Raw genomic sequence first — 15,355 nt, forward strand, 5'->3', positions numbered from 1 at the left:
AATAATAAAACGCCCGTGTGGGCGTCAGGGCGATATTTTATGAGATGCGATCGGGCAACTCCTAACCCATTATACGATATTTCAAACCGAAATTTCATGAGAGTTCACTCATCTGCGAAAACTTTTTCAAGTAGATTATATGTATATCAATTCGTATACATAAAAAGCAACTGCCCGGCATCAATATCCGGGCAGTACATAGGTATTCAGCAAGGTTCCATCTTCGAAAGAATAGAACGAGATCGAAGGACGTTGATTTCCGTCGGCCAGGTCTTCATAACGGAATTCCCATACCGGCCGGTTATCGAACCAGCCCGGAACGACTCGAATCGATTGGGCGGTCGGGTGTTCGGCGGAGAAACGCTCGCGGATTTGCGCTTCGGAATAGTTCCCGTTCTCTTGCTTTTTCAAGATGCCGTCCTTGCGCTCCCAAACGAACCAAGTTTGGTTGTTTCCGTCCCGGCCTCTCACGACCCAGACCGGCTCTTCCCAAGTATATTGCACGGCTTCGTCAACCTCCGTCAACCCGGATTGCTCCTTGGCCACGGCGATCGCATGCTGTTCGTCCGCACGGTAACCGGCGTTTACCGATCTTACGAAAATGACGAGCATGACCGCGCAAAATAACAGAAAACCGGCAAGAACAAACATCCAGCGGCCCATCGACATCGTGGTGTGGCCGCTTCGCTTATCGGCGCGTCTCGGGCTCATCCTCTCAACCTCTCATAACAAGCCTGGGCTTCAAACCGGATTTGCTCTTCGTCCAAGGTCAGCAGTTCGCCATCCCGCAAAAGCTGGCGGCCGTCCGCCCAGACGTGCTTCACGTCGGCCCCCGATGCGGCATATACCAGGTGTGATACATAATCGGTACGCGGAACAAAGTGCGGCTTGTCGGTGGAGACGGCAATGAAGTCCGCCTTCATGCCCGGCTTCAGCACCCCGGTTTTGCCTTCCAGCCCAACAGCGCGTGCGCCGTAGACGGTTCCCATGCGCAGCGCTTCCCCTGCGGGTACGACCGTCGGATTTCCCGTCACGCCTTTATGAAGCAAAGCCGCCATCCGGATTTCTTCAAATAGATCGAGGTTGTTGTTGCTGGCGACACTGTCCGTGCCGAGCGACACGGTGACGCCGGCCTCCAGCATCTCCGGCACCCGTGCGACGCCGCTTGCCAGCTTCAAGTTGCTCACCGGGTTATGGGACACGGCTACGCCGCGATCCGCGAGCAGTGCGATTTCTTCATCCGTAAGATGGACGGCGTGCGCGACGATAGCCGGGCGGCTGAACACGCCGAGACGGTCCAGATGCATGGCAGGCCGCACACCGTAGTCGCGAATGTTTTGTTCCACTTCCGCTTGCGTCTCCGACATATGCGTGTGTATCGGAAGATCCAGCTCATGGGCGGCTTCCACGAATTTCAGAATATAATCCGGCGGACAGGTGTACGGCGCATGCGGGCTCATCATGGCGGTAATTCGGCCGTCCGCGGCGCCGTGCCAATCTTTGGCGAATGAAATCGCGTCCTGCAGCTTTGCCTTCTGCACTTCCTCCGAACATAAGCCGATGACACCGCGGGTGAGAACGGCGCGCAACCCCGACTTGGCCGCCACTTCCCCTACCCGGTTCATATGATCATACATGTCGAGGAAAGTCGTCGTACCGCTTTTGATCATTTCCGCGGCCGCCAGCGCCGAACCCCAATACACATCTTCTCCGCTGAACTTGGCTTCCATGGGCCACATGTAATTTTGGAGCCAATCCTGCAGGACGAGATCGTCGGCGAACCCGCGAAGAAGCGACATGGCGGCGTGTCCGTGCGTGTTGATTAAGCCCGGCAGGAAGAGCAAGCCGCGGCCGTCGAATACTTCGTCCGATGACTCCAGTGCCTCAGCGGAGGGCTCGCCTTCCCCAAGATCGGCGATCAGCGTTCCCTCAACCGCCATCCAGCCCTGGAAAACCGGGCGCGACTCTTCCATCGTCACAAAGTATCCGTTGCGGATCAGCCATCTTTTCATACGTTAACTTCCCCTTCCGACAAGCGATTGTCGTCATCCATATAATACGCCAAGCTCAGCAGCTCCGCCGTGAAATCCGCATAATGAATCCGTACGCCCGGCGGAACTTTCAACACGGCCGGCGCAAAGTTCAAAATGCCCTTGATGCCGGCGGCGGCGAAGCGATCCGCGACATTTTGGGCCTCCCAAGCGGGAACGGTGATAATGCCGATCGTGACGCCGAGACGATCCACCGTCTCCTTCAGCTCATGCATCGGCTGAACGGTCAAATGATTGATTTGCGTGCCGGTTTTAGAGGCATCGGCATCGAAAACCGCCACGATCTTCATATTGTCTTTCGTATACATATTGTAATTGCACAGTGCGCGGCCGAGATTTCCGGTTCCGACGAGCGCGACACCGAGCGTTTTGTCCAGCTTCAGGATTTGGCGGATTTTCTCAATCAAATAAGCTGCGTTGTAGCCGACGCCCTTGCGGCCGAACTCGCCGAAGGATGCGAGATCTTTACGGATTTGCGCGGGGTTGAGATTCAGCTTCTCGCCTAGATCTTGAGAGGAAACGGTCTGCACGCCGGAGAGGCTCAGTTCGTTCAAGTACCGAAGGTACACCGGCAAACGGCGAACGACCGCATCGGATATTTTTTCCTGCTTCATTCCGTTTCTCCCCCTTCACCCGGCTGCTGCGGCGCAAGCCAGTCCCGTACCCTGTCGGCCATTCCGGCCGTCGGCAAATGTTCCATCTTGGGACCGGGCAGCGAGTATAGAAAATACTTTCCATAATTCGTGTCGAGCACGCGTGTATCATACAAAATGACGATACCGCGGTCCGACGTTGTTCGCACCAACCGCCCGAATCCCTGCTTGAAGCGGATGACCGCCTGCGGAAGAGAAAGCTTCATGAACGGATTTTTTTTCTCGGCCTGAAGCTTCTCCGACTTCGCTTCCACCACCGGGTGATTCGGCGGTTGGAACGGCAGTCTGACGATCGCGAGACACGTCAGCGCGTCGCCGGGCAAGTCCACTCCCTCCCAAAAACTGCTCGTCCCGAGCAATACGGACGCCGGCTGTTCCCGGAATTGCTTGGTGAGCCGGCTGCGGCTGGAGCTGTCGACTCCTTGGCCCAGCACCTGAATGCCGGATGCTTCCAAGCTTTCCTTGAGCGGTCCGTATACGGATTTCAGCATCCGGTGGGACGTAAACAAGACCAACGTCCGGCCCCCTACCGTGGAGACTACGTCCCTGAGCGAATCGGTCAATGCTTGCAGGAAATTCGGATCGCCGTCTCGCCCTTTAATCGTCGGAAAATTCCGGGGAATGAGCACGAGCGCTTGTTCCCGATACCGGAACGGCGAGGGCACGACGGCGGTGCGAAGCCGGCCGTCCTTCTCCGCCGAAGCGAGTCCGAGCGATTCTGTCACATATTGAAACGACTTGTCCACCGTCAGTGTTGCAGACGTCATAATGACGCTCTCTTTGCGGTCGAACAATCGCTCCTTCAGCAGTCCGCTGACATCCGCCGGCACGCCGTACATCCACACCGATCTTCCCTTGTATTGATAATGGCCTTCTACCCAGTAAACATAATCTTTCTCTCCGAGCGTAACGAAGGATCCCATATCCGCTCGGACGCCGGCCAAATCCTTGATCACGCCGCCCAGATCCGTCAGCAAAGCCTGAACAGCATATTCGTCCGTTTCCTCACGCACTTCGGCAGACAGTTTCTCCATCGGGCGTATAAAATCGGAAAGCAGCTGAATCACGTTGTCTCCGTCGACCCGGATCGTTTCCCAACCCGACGGCATATCGTCTGGCTTCAGCCTGAGCGTGAAATTACCACTCTCGTCGGCAGCCGCATTCGAAGCCAGCAAGCCGTACAGCGCTTCGGTCCAGCGGTCCCATGCTTCACGAATTTCGTGCAGACCCGACGCCGCAGCCTCCGCCTTTTCGGCCCATGCCGCGGCATGGGGGTGGGACGCGGACGACAACGCGCTCGTGAGCTGCGGCATTAATCCGGTTCGAGCGTCGCGCCATAATCTCTGCAGCGGCACGCTCAGCGAGGTGTAGCCGGTTTTCTGTCCGAGATGCTGGCTGGCCACGTCCTCCAAATGATGCGCTTCGTCCACGATCAATTTGTCGTAGGAAGGCAGCAATCGGTGTTCGGCTCGTAAATCCGTAAAGACGAGGGCATGATTCGTAATGATGAGGTCGGACTTCATCGCTTCATTGCGCGCCCGGTGATAAAAGCATTTGTGAAACCACGGACACGACCGGTTCAAGCAGGAAGCCGCATCGCTCGCGACCGCATCCCATTCGTCCTTGTGACGTCCGAGGTTCAGCTCCTCCCCTTCTCCCCGGCTCGTCTCGGAAAGCCACACCGTCATCGCCCCGCGCGAGACCGCCTCTTCCGGCCCCAGCGCGTAATCGGGCACCGATACGCGGCCTTCGAATTTACGGAGACACATGTAGTTGTTCCGTCCTTTAAACACGGCGGCCTTGAAAGGAACGGGCAGCACCTCCTGCAGCAGCGGCAGATCGCGTTGGCGCAGCTGCTCCTGCAGTTGGATCGTATGGGTGGTCACGACGATTTTTTTGGATTCGCGGAGACCATAATAGAGAGAGGGAAGCAAATATCCCAAAGATTTGCCTGTACCCGTGCCGGCTTCGACCAATAAGTGAGAGTCGTGCTCCAGCGCCTCCAGCACTTCTCCGGCCATGAGGTTCTGACCTTCTCTTTCTTCATACGCAGGCAGCAGCTCCTTGAGCCGGCCGCGCACTTCTTCGGCGAATGCGTTGAAGGGCATTTGTTCCAATTTGCGGGCGGTTTCCGCAGGCGCCTGCTCGCCGGCCGGCTGATTGTCTTCGTTCCAATCGCCGACTTTCATCGCGAACTGACGGTGATAATAATACCCTTCTTCGGATAGGGCCGGACGAATCTCGCGTTCCTGCAGGGTGAGGGCGATCAGCCAGCCTAAATCGCTGCTGTCCGGGTTAAACAAGCTGCCCAGGCGCTGGAGAGTCAGCAGCGGCAGCGAGCGTAATTTGTCAATGCCCAGCCGCAGCAGTTCCGCCGTCGCCAGCGCGTCGCTGTCTGCCTGATGCGGGCGTTCGTGCCCGATTCCGAACCATTGAGTCAGCGATGACAACTGGTAAGAGGGCAATGTCGGGTACAACAGCCGGGTCAAATCCACCGTATCCAGCATTCTTCCGGTGAACGGCAAATAACCGCTCCGATCCAGAGCGGTTTGCAAAAATTTGGCGTCGAATTCGACGTTATGCCCGACGAGTACCGCGTCTTGCAGCAGCGGGACCATGTCGGCGAGGACGTCTTCAAGCTGGGGAGCTTCCCTCACGTCGTCCTCGGTGATGCCGGTCAGCCGTGTGATTTCGGCGGGGATCGGTTTATCCGGACGCACGTAGCTCGAGAACGTGGAAAAGACGGAGCCCGCTTCGTCGACGACCGCGAGTCCCGCCTGAATGATTTCGTCTTTATCGGATGATATGCCGGTCGTCTCAAAATCGAGCACGGCGAATTTCATGATTAACTTCCTTTCCCCGGCGAAGCTGTCGAGGGCCTTACACCATGGCCTGAAGCTCCGGACTGCCGAAATGAAGCTGGAGTTCTTCGCCTCCGCGGCGGCAGCATTCCAAGTTTTGCCGCGGCTCCCGGAACGACGGATCCGCCTCCATCGCTTTACGAAAGAGCTGCTGCGCCTGATCGAGGTGGGCGAACACCGCTTGTATGCAGCCAAGCGCGTTGTAGGCGATCGCTTGCAGTTTCGCTTCGTCGGCTAACGCCGCAATCAGACGAAAATGCCGCTGCGCTTCCGACCATTGCTCGAGATGCATGCGGGACATCGCCAAATAAAGACGGGCGGCGAGCATGTCGGGAAACTGCCCCACCATATCTTCCAACTGCTCGGCGGCTTGCGCGAACATATGGAGCTTAAAATATCCTTGCCCTTTTTGGAAAGGACCCAGCAGTTCCTCCGGTTCTTGCAAAATGGCGCCTTCTTGTTGAATTTCACGGAATAAGGACATTTTATCTTCGAGTTGGAGCCAATTTTCAATCACATCGTCGCTGAAGGATTTCAACATCTCCCATTGCTCCTGAAGCCGCCCGCGCTCTTCCGCGCCGGCATCAGGAAAGCGGAGGATCAACTGGTCAAGCGTCTCGTGCAGGGCCGCGAACCATTGCCGGATGACGGACATGGATTTTCCCCCTTGTCGCAGTGGTGGCTGTACTGCTCATTCTGCGTTCCGGGGGGTGCTTTCATACGTGTTCCAACACGGTCGAATGCGGTTCCTCCGCCAGCATTTTAACAACCCGGTTGGCTTCGTCCAAAATAGCGACACGCGGTTTATGACGGCGCGCTTCCTCGTCGGTGAAGAAACCGTAGCTGATAATAATGACCTGGTCTCCGGGCTGTACGAGACGGGCAGCCGCGCCGTTCAGGCAAATGACGCCGGATCCGCGCGGACCCGGGATGGTGTAGGTTTCAAACCGTGCGCCGTTATTGTTGTTGACGATCTGTACCTTCTCGTCGGGCAATATATCTACGAGTTCCATCAGATCCTCATCGATCGTAATGCTGCCTACATAGTTTAAATTCGCCTCGGTCACCGTTCCCCGGTGCAGCTTGGCTTTCATCATTTGACGAAACATGTTAATTCACCTCCGCAGGAAACATGAGCATATTATCAATAAGACGCGTTTTGCCGAATCGCACCGCCAGCGCCACCAGAAGAGGCTCCTTCGACTCACTGAGCGGTCGGTCCGGCACGGGCGGCGCAAGATCCGGATACGTCAGCACTTCGACGTACTCAATATTGGCAAGCGGTTGAGAACGGATTTTGCCGCGAATGCGGACCACCAATTCGGCTTCCGTCATGCCGTCCTCGAGCCAGCCCGGCACTTGCGCCAAAGACTGGGACAAAACCAGCGCTTGCTTCCGTTCATCCGGATTCAGGTACACGTTGCGGGAGCTCTTCGCGAGACCGTCGCTCTCTCGTACCGTCGGACAAGGCACGATATCGATCGGGAGATTGAGATCGCGTGTCATTCGGGCGACAACGGCAACTTGTTGGGCGTCTTTCATCCCGAAGTAGGCATGGTCCGGCAGAACAATATGAAACAGCTTAGACACCACGGTGGCCACGCCGTCGAAATGTCCGGGGCGGCTGGCGCCGCAAAGCCGGTCCGTAAGTCCCGATACCGAAACGGTCGTCCGGTTCGGTTCGGGGTACATCTCTTCGACGGACGGCATGAATACAATCGAAGCGCCGGCAGCCTTGGCGACTGCAACATCCCGCGCTTCGTCCCGGGGATAACGGTCGTAGTCCTCGGTCGGCCCGAACTGCAGCGGATTGACGAAAATGCTGAGCACGGTCAGACCGTTTTCCTGCGAAGAGCGGCGGATCAAACTCGCGTGGCCCTCGTGCAGGTATCCCATCGTAGGGACGAGTCCGACCTGTGCGTTCTCGGGGTTCAAGCGCCGGAAGACGGCGATCTCCTCCCGGAGTTCGGCAATATGCCGAACGATTTTCGGTGTCATTACGATTCGCCTCCGTATAGTCTGGAAGATAGCGCCTCAGCTTTGGAGGGCGAGTCGTCCAGCGGAAAACCGTGTTTGGCTTCCGGAAAAGCTTTCGTTTTTACATCTTCTACATAAGACGTTATGGCGTTTCGGATCGTTTCGCCGACATCGGCGTATGTCTTCACGAACCGCTTGTCGCGGATACCGGAACCGTATCGGAGAATGTCATGGTAAACAAGTACCTGTCCGTCACAATTTTGGCCGGCGCCGATCCCAATCGTGGGCACCTGCACCGATTTCGTGACGGCTGCGGCGACGGGCTCGGTCACAAGCTCCAGCACGATGCCGAATACCCCGGCTTGCTCCAGCGCTTTCGCGTCTGAAAGCAGACGCTCCGCATCATTGCTGTCCTTGCCCTGCACCTTGTAGCCGCCGATTTGATGCACCGACTGCGGGGTGAGCCCCAAATGGCCGATCACCGGAATGCCGGATGCGGTCAAGCGGCGGATCTCTTCGGCCAAGTCGGCACCGCCCTCCATCTTCACGGCATGCGCCCCGCCTTCCCGCATAATGCGGGCCGCGTTGCGCAGTGTTTCTTCGGGTCCCAGGCGGTAGGTGGCAAACGGCATGTCCGTCACGATCATCGTGCCGGGCGCGCCGCGGACGACTGCCCGGGTGTGATAGATCATATCCTCCAGCGTGACCGGAACGGTCGTGTCGTAACCCAGAACAACGTTGCCGAGCGAATCGCCGACAAGAATGATGTCGACCCCCGCCTCTTCCGCGAGACGAGCGGAAGGATAATCATAAGCCGTCAGCATCGCGATCGGTTTTCCCGCTTGTTTCATCGCTTTTATTTTCGGTACGGTCAAAGCTTTTGTCATGGATGGATGGTCCTCCTTACGTGGGATGGTCCTCCTGCAAAATGCCGTTAAAACGCAAAAAACCATTTTGCCCAGCGCAAAAAGGTTTCTCAAGCCAGAACGTCGATCACGTCCTCTGTCTCGGTCCCTTCGGCTCTGAGCAGAATCCGCCGCGAATCTGTGACGGTATTCGGTTGCGATAGGCTTAGCCTTAGTGTTTCCAACAAGTGCGGTTCGTCGCCAAATACCGATACCGCCTTGCGGAAAACAGTATATCATGAAACCGAAACGGAGTCCATGGAGTACCGCCGAGGCCATTTAACGCGTTTCTGCCGCCCATTCTCCCGACAGCACCGTACGGATGGAATCGTCCGCCATGCGTACCAGCAGCCCGCCCGAATCGTCCAAGCCGAACGGAACGCCTTCGACCGGACCTTGCGGCGTGTTCATCACTGCCGGCTTGTGCAAGGTGATGGCGTGTGCTTCCCATAACGCCCGGATCGGAGCGAACCCGCTCTCCTGGTATAACGTATACAGCTGCTCAAACTCCTGCAGGATGGCGGCGATCAGCTCCGCCCGGTCCACCGGCCGGCCGGACGCTATCTTCAGCGACACGGCCTTGTCGCGCAGCTCTTCCGGATAATCCTCTTCATCCAGGTTGGCCGATATCCCGGTACCGACGACGATATACCGGAGCCGCTCGTCCTCTGCGGCAGACTCCAGTAAAATTCCGCTGATTTTCCGGCCGTCTACAAGCAGGTCGTTCGGCCACTTGATGCCGATTTCGAGGGGAACAACCCGCCCGATTGCCCGGCAGAGAGCGACCGCCGCCAACAGCGTGAGCTGCGGCGTAAGTTGCAGCGGGACTTGCGGCCGAAGCAGCAAACTCATCCAGATGCCCTTGCCGGATGGGGAATGCCAGGAGCGGCCCATACGGCCGCGGCCCTTCGTCTGAAGTTCCGCAATGACCAGCGTACCCTCGGGCGCTCCTTCCTCCGCGAGCTTTCTCAGCTCGTCCTGCGTCGAGGTGACTTCGTCCATGAGCTTCAAGTTGCGTCCGAATGTCCGGGTCGTCAGCTTCGGGAGAAGATCAGTCAGTGAGAGACGCTCGGGCCGACCGGTCAGCCGATAGCCGAGCCGGGGAACCGCCTCGATCGTGTAGCCTTCGCTTTCCAGTCTGCGTATCTGCTTCCACACCGCTGTGCGGCTCACGTTCAGTTTGCGGCTGATTTCCTCGCCCGAAACATATTCCCCGCTCCCTGCCTCCAGCAGCGACAACAGCGTCTCTTTGGTCATCCCCGTTCCTCCTTTCCGCTTCACTTGATCCGATGATTTTAATCATAAGTCAGCTAATCGCTCTCTGTAGCTCCTACTGCTCCGCGTCCTGCCACTCTTCTGAGGCTTTCAGAAGCTTGGCTTTCTCGTTCGTCAGACGGCCGTGCGCGACTTCTCCGAGCAGGTAGCGCAGCAATCGCGCGACCCAGGGGCCGGCCGGCTTGTCCAGCCGCAGCGCCAGTTGGTCACCTTTGACGGCCAATTGTCCCATCGTGTCGACCGTCAACTCGGCGAGCCAATCGCGGAATCGCCCGCCCTCCGCCTGCATGTCCAGCCAATCCCGAGCCGCACTGCGTCCCACATCAAGAATCGCCGTAATAAAAGAAGCCCGGTCATGCGAACTCTCCATTCGACGTTGAAATACGACGGCCGCCGTCACCCGGGATTCCCGCCTGCCGCTGAACCGGAGGGTGCGGAACAGAGCCCCCGCTTCCTCCGGCGAAGCGCCAACTGCCGCCAAGAACGCCGACCACCGCACGTCCGTGTCCCCGATCTCACGGAGACAGCGCAGGCCATGCGGCCATTCCTCACCACGCACCGTCAACCCGCCCGGCCCCGCCGTAACCACCTCCGGAAGCGGCTCTTTCACGCACGAAAGCAGCCCGCTTCGCGCGAGAAGCCCGCAAGCCCGGTCCGGATCACTGCCAGCCATCATCTTGTCCCATTCCGCGCCAACCCGTTCCATGGAGACCAAGCCTAATCGCTCCGCTTGCCTGCGGATGCCGCGCCATACCGACAACGACAGCGAGAACCGGAACTCCGCGGCGAACCGGATCGCCCGCAGCATCCGCAGCGCATCCTCGCCGAACCGCCGATCCGCGTCGCCGACGCAGCGAATGCGGCCATCCCGCAAATCGCGCCGGCCGTCGAACGGATCCGTAAGCTCGCCGTCCACACCGACCGCCAGCGCGTTTATCGTAAAATCGCGCCGGGACAAATCCTCGCGCAAATCCCGTACGAACGCGACCCGATCGGGACGGCGGGCATCCGAATAACCGGACTCAGTGCGGAACGTCGTCACTTCAAAGTGACGTCCGCCTTCGAATACGGTCACGGTTCCATGCTTCAGCCCCGTCGGGATCGTCCGGTTGAATGCGGCCGTCACTTCCTCCGGAAGCGCGGAGGTCGCGATGTCGATGTCGTGCAGGGAGCGGCCGAGCAACCGGTCGCGCACGCTGCCTCCCACCAGGTAAGCCTCGTGACCCCGGCTGTACAGCACGCGGACGATCTCGAGTCCGCTATTCCATAGCGATTCCGTCTCGTCCCGAGCCGTCATCGACACTCACCTCCGAACCGGGCGGCCCCCGCCTTCCCCGGCAACTCACACCACGCTTAACACACCGGCTCCGGCAGCTCAACCGGCATCCCAAGCACACGATAATAAATTTCTTCATACTTCTTGCTGATGACGGCATCGCAAAATTCCGTCCGGGCCCGTTTCAAGCACGCTTCCCGGAATGCCGCATACTTTTTCTGATCCTTCAATAACTCCACCGCGTAGGCGGCCATTTCGTCCGTGGCTCCGATCGGCGCCAGATACCCGGTCACCCCATGCTGGACGAGCTCGGGAATTCCTCCGGCCTGCGATCCGATGGTTGGAACTCCGCAAGCCATCGCTTCCAGCGCCACCAGGCCGAAGCTTTCTTTCTCCGAAGGCAGCAGCATGAGATCCGCAATAGATACTACCTGCGCCACATCGTCCTGTTTCCCTAAAAAATGCACGCGGTGCGTTAAGCCCATATTGGCAATTTTGTTCTGCAGCTTCGGAAGATCCGGCCCTTCTCCGACCAGCAGCAGCTTGACAGGCACTTGCTCGTTCACTTTGGCGAAAATGTCGACGACATCCATCGTGCGCTTCACGGGCCGGAAATTCGAAATGTGCATGAGCACCTTCTCGTGAGGTTCCGCGAAGTCGCAGCGAAGATCCGTGCATTCTCTCGGATAATAAATTCGCTTGTCGACGAAATTGTAGGTCAAATCAATCGGTTCCGAAATGTCCAGCAGCTCCCGCGTTTCCTTGATCAGATCGTTGCTGACCGCGGTTACCGCATCACTCTCCCGTATGCCGAGACGGATAATGTCCTTCAGCGTCTCATCTTGCGCCAGAACCGTAATATCCGTGCCGTGAAGCGTGGTGACAACCTTCAGCCGGTTCCCGGACATTTGCTTGGCCAAATAGGCGCAGATGGCATGCGGAACCGCGTAGTGAACGTGTAGAATATCCAAGCCCTGCAGCTGCGCGACTTGATGCATTTTGCTGGCGAGCGAAAGATCGTATGGAGGATAACGGAATACATAATAATCGGACACTTCCACCTCATGATAAAAAATGTTGCGGTGGAATTTGCCGAGCCGGAACGGGATGCTGTTGGTGATAAAATGAATTTCGTGGCCTTTTTCGGCCAATATTTTGCCGAGTTCCGTGGCTACCACGCCGGAACCCCCCAGTGACGGATAACAAGTAATGCCGATCTTCAGTGGCCGATTCATCGGGATTCCTCCATTTCGGAATTCGGCTTGCCTGTCGGCAGGCCGTCTTCACGCGCGGCTTAACTGTATTGTATTCCCTAATGGCTTGCTTTCTTGCCACAACTTGCGAGTCGCAAGACCGGGCTACAACAGATCCAGCTTCACGGCCCCTTTGGGGATGAATCCTTCCGCATACGCGACCCGGTGCGGCTGGCCGAAAAGCTTATCTCTCGCCGCGACGTTTTCGAGGTAGCCGCGGGTCAGCGGAGTTTCCACCCAGTCCGGCTGATGGCCGACAGGCTCAAATTGCGAGCGGAACGCGCGCAGCGCAGCCATTTTTTGCTCCTGTACATCGCCGATATCCACGATGATTCCCGGCGCATGCATATCGTTAATGAAGTAAAAGTAAAGCATCTCCACCGCCCATGCCGGCTCTTCCGGCATATATCTCCGCAATTTGGCGTTAAACACGGCTTCCTCCGCCATGCGGCTGCAGTTCATATGGTCGGGATGGCGGTCGATAAAATAAGGAGCGAATACGAGGCGCGGACGGTACTTCCGGATAACCGACACCATTTTGTCGAGCTGTTCCGGAACGGACGCCAGGCGCCGGTCGGGCAGTCCGAGATTTTCCCGGACGGTCAGTCCCAGCAAACGGCTCGCTTCCGCGGCTTCGCGCTGCCTTGTTTCGACGTCCCCGTTCGACGACATCTCGGCATACGTAAGATCGATCAGCCCGACCTTGTTTCCGGCACGTATGTGCTTGATGATGGTTCCGCCCATTCCGATTTCGGCATCGTCCGGATGGGCCGCGAACACTAGCAGATCGAGCTTGAGCACTTGTTCCCCGCTCATTTGTCGACCCCGGGTTTATATTTGTGAACCAATTCCCGCCAAGCAAAATCGCCGCGTTCCAGCGCTTTGACGAGAAGCTCGGCGGTGGCGACATTAGTGGCGAGCGGAATTCCCTGCACGTCGCATAGCCGCAAAAGCGCAGTGATATCCGGCTCGTGAGGCTGCGCCATCAGCGGGTCTCTCAGGAAAATGATCAAATCGATCAGATTTTCGGCGACCAACGCGCCGATTTGCTGGTCTCCCCCAAGCGGCCCGGACATGAAGCGATGGACGGACAAGTCCGTCGCGTCCATGATGCGCTGTCCGGTCGTGCCCGTGGCATACAATTTATGAGGCTTAAGCACGTGCTCATAGGCGATGACGAAATTGACCATTTCGTCTTTTTTACGATCGTGTGCGATTAATGCGATCTCCAACATGAGCTAGACTGCTCCTCTCCGTCATGGCGCAACTGTTTAATCCAGGAAATGCTCAAAACCGTACACCATACCGGTAGCGGTCATCACTTTATGGATCGCCGTATTGACACCCGGCATGTATCCCGCCCGGTCGTACGAATCGTGCCGGATTTTGAGCGTTTGGCCGAAAGCGCCGAAAATGACTTCCTGCTGTGCGAATACGCCCGGCAAGCGGACGCTATGTATGCGAAAACCGTTATAATAACCGCCGCGGGCACCCTCGATTACTTCTTCTTCGTTCGGGTTGCCTTGCCGAATTTCCTCGCGGGACCCGGCGATCCATTCCGCCGTTTTGATCGACGTGCCGGAAGGCGCGTCCAATTTTTGGTCGCCGTGGTATTCTATGATTTCCACATGGGGAAAATATTTCGCAGCCATCGACGAGAACTTCATCATCAAAATCGCCCCGATGCTGAAGTTCGGCGCGATGAGTCCACCGATGCCCCGGTCACGGCACTGCTTGTCCAATTCGGCAATTTGCTCCGGCGTAAATCCGGTCGTGCCCATAATCGGCCGCACGCCGTGCGCAATGGCCGTCTCCGCGTTCGGCATTGCCGCCTTCGGGCTGGTGAAATCGACCAGCACGTCAGGGCGGGAAGCCGCGAGCGCCTCCGAAAGATCGGATGAAACCGTAACACCGGTATCGGGTTTGCCGACCAGACTGCCGGCATCGACCGGGCCAGCCGAGCGGGCGACCGCCGCGGCCAGCTGAAGTCCCGGATCTTCCAACACCATTCGGACGACTTCCCGGCCAATTCGGCCGGTGGCGCCCGCAACCGCCACTTTAATTCGTTCGGACAATGAAATCACCTGTTTCTTATCGTAGTAGGCCGTAATTGCGATCGAACCCAGCTGCGCCATTCGGCTCTCGTTTGCTCCAGCAGCCGTTGCGCTTCCGCCAACTGGGGATCGAGCCGCAGCGCATCCTGGAAATACGCGACAGCGCCCCGGTAATCTTCCTGCATCCGGCAGGCTAGCCCCAGCAGCAGCTTCGCTTCGACAGCCAGCGGATCCAGCGCGTCCGCATCCGACAACAGCTTTTTCGCTTGGTCCGGATCGGGGATCTCACCCTCGAGAAGTGTGCGCGCTTCAGCAATGAGCCGCTTGGCCTCAATCGATTGGCTGTTCAAAGTGTAATCCAGGTTTTCGGGATCCAGTTCGACAGCGCGTTTCGCATAAGCTGCGGCCAATGTCAATTTTCCGCTTCTCGCGCATGTGATGGACGCTTTATAATAAAAAGACGCGTTGTCCGGCTCCTGCTCGATCGCCTGCTGAAAGCAGTGGATCGCGGATTCGAAATCTCCGCGAAAAATAGCGTCGTAAGCCTGTCGGAGATACGTGTCCCCGTGCATGCTGACCACCCTCCTTTCGTTCTCGTCCGGGGATGGTACAGCATATGAAAGCTACGCGCGCTCGGTGTCCTTCTTTGTCCAGCGGTCCGCATCGCGCGTGTTGAATTTGTGCATGACCCTATTATGGGCTTCGGTCAAATCGATCCCCAAAGCATTGGCGAAGCAAAGGACGATAAATAATACGTCGCCCAGTTCCATTTCAATGGAGTTTTCCGCCTCATCCTTTTTTTTCGGCTTTTCTCCGAAGCGGTGGTTCACTTCCCGCGCGAGCTCGCCCACTTCTTCCGTCATCCGGGCCAGCATAGACAGGGGAGAAAAATAGCCTTCCTTAAACTGCGATATGTAAGCGTCGACCTCGCGCTGAATATCGGCGAGCGATTTCTCGGCAAGGTTTAGACTGGCGATACGGGATTCTCCCATGCTTCGCTCCCTTTCCGTCAGTTTATTCCTATGTTAGCCTAAGATGTTGTCGAAAACA

Annotated in this window: 16 protein-coding genes; all 16 read right to left on the reverse strand. The window is 57.5% G+C overall.

The window, feature by feature from the left end; translation table 11 throughout:
* Positions 1-180: 180 nt before the first annotated feature.
* The 16 genes from E5161_RS02680 to E5161_RS02755 all read right to left on the reverse strand — a co-directional run bounded on the left by E5161_RS02680 (position 181) and on the right by E5161_RS02755 (position 15,297).
* On the reverse strand, positions 181-711 hold the full coding sequence (locus E5161_RS02680; RefSeq protein WP_136776118.1) for a cell wall elongation regulator TseB-like domain-containing protein: 531 nt from the start codon (positions 709-711) through the stop codon (positions 181-183).
* Positions 708-2,012: an amidohydrolase gene (locus E5161_RS02685; protein ID WP_136776119.1), complete on the reverse strand. Its 1,305-nt coding sequence runs from the start codon at positions 2,010-2,012 to the stop codon at positions 708-710. The genes E5161_RS02680 and E5161_RS02685 overlap by 4 nt, the downstream gene beginning before the upstream one ends.
* Positions 2,009-2,665, reverse strand: a complete 657-nt coding sequence (locus tag E5161_RS02690) for a redox-sensing transcriptional repressor Rex (protein ID WP_136776120.1) — start codon at positions 2,663-2,665, stop codon at positions 2,009-2,011. The genes E5161_RS02685 and E5161_RS02690 overlap by 4 nt, the downstream gene beginning before the upstream one ends.
* The gene (dinG, locus tag E5161_RS02695; RefSeq protein ID WP_136776121.1) at positions 2,662-5,547 is read right to left on the reverse strand and encodes an ATP-dependent DNA helicase DinG; all 2,886 of its coding nucleotides are present in this window, start codon (positions 5,545-5,547) and stop codon (positions 2,662-2,664) included. The genes E5161_RS02690 and dinG overlap by 4 nt, the downstream gene beginning before the upstream one ends.
* A gap of 37 nt (positions 5,548-5,584) precedes the next feature.
* Positions 5,585-6,220 carry a tetratricopeptide repeat protein gene (locus E5161_RS02700; RefSeq protein WP_136776122.1) on the reverse strand — a complete coding sequence of 212 codons (636 nt, stop codon included), beginning with the start codon at positions 6,218-6,220 and terminating at the stop codon, positions 5,585-5,587.
* A gap of 61 nt (positions 6,221-6,281) precedes the next feature.
* Entirely contained in the window at positions 6,282-6,674 is a 393-nt protein-coding gene (panD, locus tag E5161_RS02705) for an aspartate 1-decarboxylase (protein WP_136776123.1), read from the reverse strand.
* A 1-nt stretch (position 6,675) separates the two neighbouring features.
* Positions 6,676-7,563 (reverse strand): pantoate--beta-alanine ligase, encoded by an 888-nt coding sequence (gene panC, locus E5161_RS02710; RefSeq protein ID WP_136776124.1) that lies wholly within the window; start codon positions 7,561-7,563, stop codon positions 6,676-6,678.
* Positions 7,563-8,429 (reverse strand): 3-methyl-2-oxobutanoate hydroxymethyltransferase, encoded by an 867-nt coding sequence (panB, locus tag E5161_RS02715; protein ID WP_136776125.1) that lies wholly within the window; start codon positions 8,427-8,429, stop codon positions 7,563-7,565. The genes panC and panB overlap by 1 nt, the downstream gene beginning before the upstream one ends.
* Positions 8,430-8,726: 297 nt before the next feature.
* Positions 8,727-9,704 (reverse strand): biotin--[acetyl-CoA-carboxylase] ligase, encoded by a 978-nt coding sequence (locus E5161_RS02720; RefSeq protein ID WP_136776126.1) that lies wholly within the window; start codon positions 9,702-9,704, stop codon positions 8,727-8,729.
* A gap of 73 nt (positions 9,705-9,777) precedes the next feature.
* Positions 9,778-11,019: a CCA tRNA nucleotidyltransferase gene (locus E5161_RS02725; protein ID WP_136776127.1), complete on the reverse strand. Its 1,242-nt coding sequence runs from the start codon at positions 11,017-11,019 to the stop codon at positions 9,778-9,780.
* 56 nt (positions 11,020-11,075) lie between these two features.
* On the reverse strand, positions 11,076-12,233 hold the full coding sequence (gene bshA / locus E5161_RS02730) for an N-acetyl-alpha-D-glucosaminyl L-malate synthase BshA (protein WP_136776128.1): 1,158 nt from the start codon (positions 12,231-12,233) through the stop codon (positions 11,076-11,078).
* Between the two features lie 123 nt (positions 12,234-12,356).
* Complete coding sequence (gene bshB1 / locus E5161_RS02735; protein ID WP_136776129.1) at positions 12,357-13,067, reverse strand: bacillithiol biosynthesis deacetylase BshB1; 711 nt, start codon at positions 13,065-13,067, stop codon at positions 12,357-12,359.
* Entirely contained in the window at positions 13,064-13,486 is a 423-nt protein-coding gene (mgsA, locus tag E5161_RS02740; protein ID WP_136776130.1) for a methylglyoxal synthase, read from the reverse strand. The genes bshB1 and mgsA overlap by 4 nt, the downstream gene beginning before the upstream one ends.
* A 36-nt stretch (positions 13,487-13,522) precedes the next feature.
* The gene (gene dapB, locus E5161_RS02745) at positions 13,523-14,326 is read right to left on the reverse strand and encodes a 4-hydroxy-tetrahydrodipicolinate reductase (protein WP_136776409.1); all 804 of its coding nucleotides are present in this window, start codon (positions 14,324-14,326) and stop codon (positions 13,523-13,525) included.
* Positions 14,327-14,331: 5 nt separating this feature from the next.
* Complete coding sequence (locus E5161_RS02750; protein ID WP_136776131.1) at positions 14,332-14,877, reverse strand: tetratricopeptide repeat protein; 546 nt, start codon at positions 14,875-14,877, stop codon at positions 14,332-14,334.
* 51 nt (positions 14,878-14,928) lie between these two features.
* Entirely contained in the window at positions 14,929-15,297 is a 369-nt protein-coding gene (locus tag E5161_RS02755) for a nucleotide pyrophosphohydrolase (RefSeq protein ID WP_136776132.1), read from the reverse strand.
* Between the last annotated feature and the right edge of the window lie 58 nt (positions 15,298-15,355).

The sequence above is a fragment of the Cohnella pontilimi genome, assembly GCF_005049045.1.
GTDB classification, from domain to species: Bacteria; Bacillota; Bacilli; order Paenibacillales; family Paenibacillaceae; genus Cohnella; species Cohnella pontilimi.

Coding starts and splice junctions, on each gene's coding strand:
- E5161_RS02680 (WP_136776118.1), bottom strand. CDS start 711: ATGAGCCCGAGACGCGCCGATAAGCGAAGCGGCCACACCACGATGTCG.
- E5161_RS02685 (WP_136776119.1), bottom strand. CDS start 2,012: ATGAAAAGATGGCTGATCCGCAACGGATACTTTGTGACGATGGAAGAG.
- E5161_RS02690 (WP_136776120.1), bottom strand. CDS start 2,665: ATGAAGCAGGAAAAAATATCCGATGCGGTCGTTCGCCGTTTGCCGGTG.
- dinG (WP_136776121.1), bottom strand. CDS start 5,547: ATGAAATTCGCCGTGCTCGATTTTGAGACGACCGGCATATCATCCGAT.
- E5161_RS02700 (WP_136776122.1), bottom strand. CDS start 6,220: ATGTCCGTCATCCGGCAATGGTTCGCGGCCCTGCACGAGACGCTTGAC.
- panD (WP_136776123.1), bottom strand. CDS start 6,674: ATGTTTCGTCAAATGATGAAAGCCAAGCTGCACCGGGGAACGGTGACC.
- panC (WP_136776124.1), bottom strand. CDS start 7,563: ATGACACCGAAAATCGTTCGGCATATTGCCGAACTCCGGGAGGAGATC.
- panB (WP_136776125.1), bottom strand. CDS start 8,429: ATGACAAAAGCTTTGACCGTACCGAAAATAAAAGCGATGAAACAAGCG.
- E5161_RS02720 (WP_136776126.1), bottom strand. CDS start 9,704: ATGACCAAAGAGACGCTGTTGTCGCTGCTGGAGGCAGGGAGCGGGGAA.
- E5161_RS02725 (WP_136776127.1), bottom strand. CDS start 11,019: ATGACGGCTCGGGACGAGACGGAATCGCTATGGAATAGCGGACTCGAG.
- bshA (WP_136776128.1), bottom strand. CDS start 12,233: ATGAATCGGCCACTGAAGATCGGCATTACTTGTTATCCGTCACTGGGG.
- bshB1 (WP_136776129.1), bottom strand. CDS start 13,067: ATGAGCGGGGAACAAGTGCTCAAGCTCGATCTGCTAGTGTTCGCGGCC.
- mgsA (WP_136776130.1), bottom strand. CDS start 13,486: ATGTTGGAGATCGCATTAATCGCACACGATCGTAAAAAAGACGAAATG.
- E5161_RS02750 (WP_136776131.1), bottom strand. CDS start 14,877: ATGCACGGGGACACGTATCTCCGACAGGCTTACGACGCTATTTTTCGC.
- E5161_RS02755 (WP_136776132.1), bottom strand. CDS start 15,297: ATGGGAGAATCCCGTATCGCCAGTCTAAACCTTGCCGAGAAATCGCTC.